Genomic DNA, 3,573 nt, shown 5'->3' on the forward strand with positions numbered 1-3,573 from the left:
AGCCGCGCAAACAGCGCCCGCACACGCCGATCCCAGGAGTACACCAAGTCACCGGCGAGTTCCTCCAGACGCCGCAGGCGGACCGGGATGCGTGGCTGTACTTCTAGCGTGAACGTGGTTTGGGTCATGGCAAGCTTTCCCGCTCTGGTCTCAGGGTCACCGCTTTGCCAGCACTCCGCGTGCCAACCGGTGTTGGTACTGCGTGCCTCAGCCGGTCTCCGGCCGGGCACGCACCGTCACGGTACCGATATCCGAGAAGCGCGTCTGTGCCGCGTCACCCGGGTGCAGCGGAAACTGGCGCGTGAACGACCCGCTCATCACGTACTGGCCGGCCTCCAGCCAGCGCCCGTACTCGGCCAACTTGTTGGCCAGCCAGGCCAGCGAGGCGTAGGGGTCGCCCATCACCGCATCACCGGTGGCCTGCGCCACCTCGGCGCCGTTGATGTCCACCGCACAGCGCACCGCCGCCAGGTCGGCATCGGCGGTCAGCGGCGCCTCAGGCCCGATCACGAACGCCCGCTGCTGCACGTTGTCCGCCACCGCCACCGCCAGCTGGGCGCTGAAGTCACCCCGGTTCTCGACCAGTTCCATGGCCGGGTGGCAGCCGCTGACCGCCGCGCGCGCCTGCGCCACGTCCACGTTCGGGCCGCGCAGCGGCTGAGCCAGGCGCAGGCACAGTTCGTTCTCGAAACCGGTGCCCTGCCAATCGGACAGGTCCAGTTCCACGCCGCTGTCGAGGCGGCCCTCCTCCAGCAGGTAGCCGAACACCGGCTCGTGCACGCGGAACTGCTCGCGGATGGCCGCCGCGGTGAGGCCCACCTTCCAGCCCACCTGCCGCGCACCGGCCGCCACGGCCTTGTCCAGCAGCCCCAGCTGCACCTGACAGGCCTGATCCAGGGTCAGCCTGTCGAACCACTGCGGCGGGTAATACACACCCTGCTGCCGGCTGGCCCAGAAATCCTCGACGATGTTCTCGATGTTCATGATTCCCCTCACACCACGGCGCGCAGCTGACCGCCGTCCACCGGCAGGCTGAGGCCGGTCAGGAAAGCCGCCCGCTCGGACGCCAGAAACGCCACCAGATCACCCATCTCCCGCGGCCGGCCCAGGCGCTTCATCGGCACCCGCTCGGCGCGCAGATCCAGCTCGCGATCCGGATCGCGGCCGAAGTGCTTGGCCTGCATGGCCGCCACCTGGCCCAGGCGTTCGGTGTGAATGGATCCGGGCAGCACGTTGTTCACGGTGATGCCGTCCGCCGCCACCTGCTCGGCCAGGTAGCGCGCGTAGGCCACCACGCCCAGGCGCGAGGTGGACGACAGCACCAGGTTGTCCTCGATCTGCCGCACCGACAGCGCCAGCACGTTCACGATGCGCCCGTAGGCGTTCTCGCGCATCAGCGGCACCGCCTGACGGCACAGCCGCACCACGTTCATGAAGTTCTGCTGGTAGGCCAGCAGGTACTTGTCGTCGTCCAGGTCCAGCGGCTGCCCGGGCGGCGGCCCGCCCGTGTTGGTCACCAGCACGTCAAGGCGGCTCCAGCGGTCACGCACCGCTTGCACCACCGCCTCGGCGCTGTCCGGCGCGGTCAGATCCTGCGCCAGGCTGGCCAGCTGCGCGCCCGGCACCTCGCCGGCAATGGCCGCCACGGCCTCTTGCAGCCGCTCTTCGCTGCGCGCCACCAGCATCACCTGCGCGCCTTCGGCAGCCAGACTGGCGGCGATGGCGCGCCCCATGCCCTGACTGGCGCCACACACGACGGCCACGCGTCCCTGTAAACCCAAATCCACTGCCCGTTCCTCCGGCCCATTGCGATCGGGCGCCAATGCTACCAAGGGCCCCGCGCGCGGCCGGTAAAATGCCGGCTTTTTTCGGCCTCAAAGCAGCATCGGAGCACGGCAATGTCTATTCGCATCGAACGCGACACCATGGGTGAACTCGAAGTCCCCAGCGACCGCTACTGGGGCGCCCAGACCGCGCGCAGCCTGAAGTTCTTCGCCATCGGCGGCGAACGCGAGCGCATGCCCCTGGAAGTGGTGCACGCCTTCGGCATCCTCAAGCAGGCCGCCGCCCTGACCAACGCCGAGCTGGGCCTGATGCCGCAGGACAAAGCGGACCTGATCGCCCGCGCCGCCGCCGAAGTGGCCGCCGGCAAGCTCGACGACCACTTCCCGCTGGTGGTGTGGCAGACCGGCTCCGGCACCCAGAGCAACATGAACGTGAACGAGGTGGTCGCCAACCGCGCCATCGAGATGGCCGGCGGCGAACTGGGTTCCAAGAAGCCGGTTCACCCGAACGACGACGTCAACAAGAGCCAGTCGTCCAACGACACCTTCCCCACCGCCATGCACATCGCCGCCGCCCGCGAAGTGCACGACCGCCTGCTGCCGGCGCTGCGCCACCTGCGCGACGTGCTGGCCAAGAAGGCCGCCGAGTTCGAATCCATCATCAAGGTGGGCCGCACCCACATGATGGACGCCGTGCCGCTCACCCTCGGCCAGGAGCTGAGCGGCTACGTGCACCAGCTCAACGACGTCATCGAGGCGGTCGACAGCGCCCTGCCGCGCCTGTACCAGCTGGCCATCGGCGGCACCGCCGTGGGCACCGGCCTCAACACCCACCCGCGCTTCGCGCAGACCGTGGCCGAGCGCATCGCCGACCTCACCGGCCTGCCCTTCGTCACCGCGCCCAACAAGTTCGCCGCGCTGGCCGCGCACGACGCCATCGTCCTGATGAGCGGCGTGCTCAAGACCGCCGCCGCCGTGTGCATGAAGATCGGCAACGACTTCCGCCTGCTCGGCTCCGGCCCGCGCTGCGGCATCGGCGAGCTGTACCTGCCCGAGAACGAGCCGGGCAGCTCCATCATGCCCGGCAAGGTCAACCCGACCCAGTCCGAGGCACTCACCATGGTCGCCGCGCAGGTGTTCGGCAACGACGTTGCCATCAACTTCGGCGGCGCCAGCGGCCACCTGGAACTGAACGTGTTCAAGCCGCTCATGATCCGCAACCTGCTGCAGTCCGTGCGCCTGCTCAGCGACGCCGGCCGCTCCTTCGCCGACCACTGCGCCGCCGGCACCGTGGCCAACGAAACGCAGATTGCCGAATACCTCGACCGCAACCTCATGCTGGTCACGGCGCTGAACCCGCACATCGGCTACGACAACGCCGCCAAGGCCGCCAAGAAGGCCCACACCGAAAACCTGACCCTCAAGGAATCGGTGGTGGCGCTCGGCCTGCTGAGCGCGGAAGACTTCGACCGCCTGATCCGTCCGGCGGACATGCTGGGGCCGGGCTGAGGGTAGAGTTGGCGACGTGACCACGCATGGGCGGATCGCGATCCGCCCATGACGCTAACCAGCGGCATCGGAGGCCCCGGTGAACCTCAACATCGAGTACGAGCAAGAACGCGACGGACGTTGGATCGCCGAAGTCCCCCAGCTGCCGGGTGTGCTTTGCTACGGAGACACAGCCGAGTCAGCCATGGTCAAGGCGGAGATTCTTGCGCTGCGGGTCATCGCCGAGCGGCTGGAGCGCGGCGAATCCGCACCGGTGGACATCAACATCGCCATACCGACA

The 3,573-nt window shown here is 68.5% G+C and carries 4 protein-coding genes; 2 read left to right on the plus strand and 2 right to left on the minus strand.

Annotated features, from left to right (window positions below):
- Nucleotides 1-207: 207 nt before the first annotated feature.
- Entirely contained in the window at nucleotides 208-984 is a 777-nt protein-coding gene (locus ABYX71_RS11115; RefSeq protein ID WP_372696563.1) for a 2-keto-4-pentenoate hydratase, read from the minus strand.
- Nucleotides 985-992: 8 nt separating this feature from the next.
- Entirely contained in the window at nucleotides 993-1,787 is a 795-nt protein-coding gene (locus ABYX71_RS11120; RefSeq protein WP_372696564.1) for an SDR family oxidoreductase, read from the minus strand.
- A 111-nt stretch (nucleotides 1,788-1,898) separates the two neighbouring features.
- Between ABYX71_RS11120 and fumC the strand changes: the two genes are divergently transcribed.
- Together fumC and ABYX71_RS11130 are read left to right on the plus strand one after the other, a co-directional pair.
- Nucleotides 1,899-3,293 carry a class II fumarate hydratase gene (gene fumC / locus ABYX71_RS11125; RefSeq protein ID WP_372696565.1) on the plus strand — a complete coding sequence of 465 codons (1,395 nt, stop codon included), beginning with the start codon at nucleotides 1,899-1,901 and terminating at the stop codon, nucleotides 3,291-3,293.
- A 79-nt stretch (nucleotides 3,294-3,372) separates the two neighbouring features.
- On the plus strand, nucleotides 3,373-3,573 hold a 201-nt coding region (locus tag ABYX71_RS11130), incomplete at its 3' end, for a type II toxin-antitoxin system HicB family antitoxin (RefSeq protein WP_372696566.1).

Origin of the sequence: Immundisolibacter sp., from assembly GCF_041625615.1 — a bacterium.
In the GTDB taxonomy this organism is placed as follows: Bacteria; Pseudomonadota; Gammaproteobacteria; order Immundisolibacterales; family Immundisolibacteraceae; genus Immundisolibacter.

What these genes read in the sequence shown, in the direction of transcription:
- fumC (WP_372696565.1), top strand. Translation starts at nt 1,899, where the DNA reads ATGTCTATTCGCATCGAACGCGACACCATGGGTGAACTCGAAGTCCCC.
- ABYX71_RS11115 (WP_372696563.1), bottom strand. Translation starts at nt 984, where the DNA reads ATGAACATCGAGAACATCGTCGAGGATTTCTGGGCCAGCCGGCAGCAG.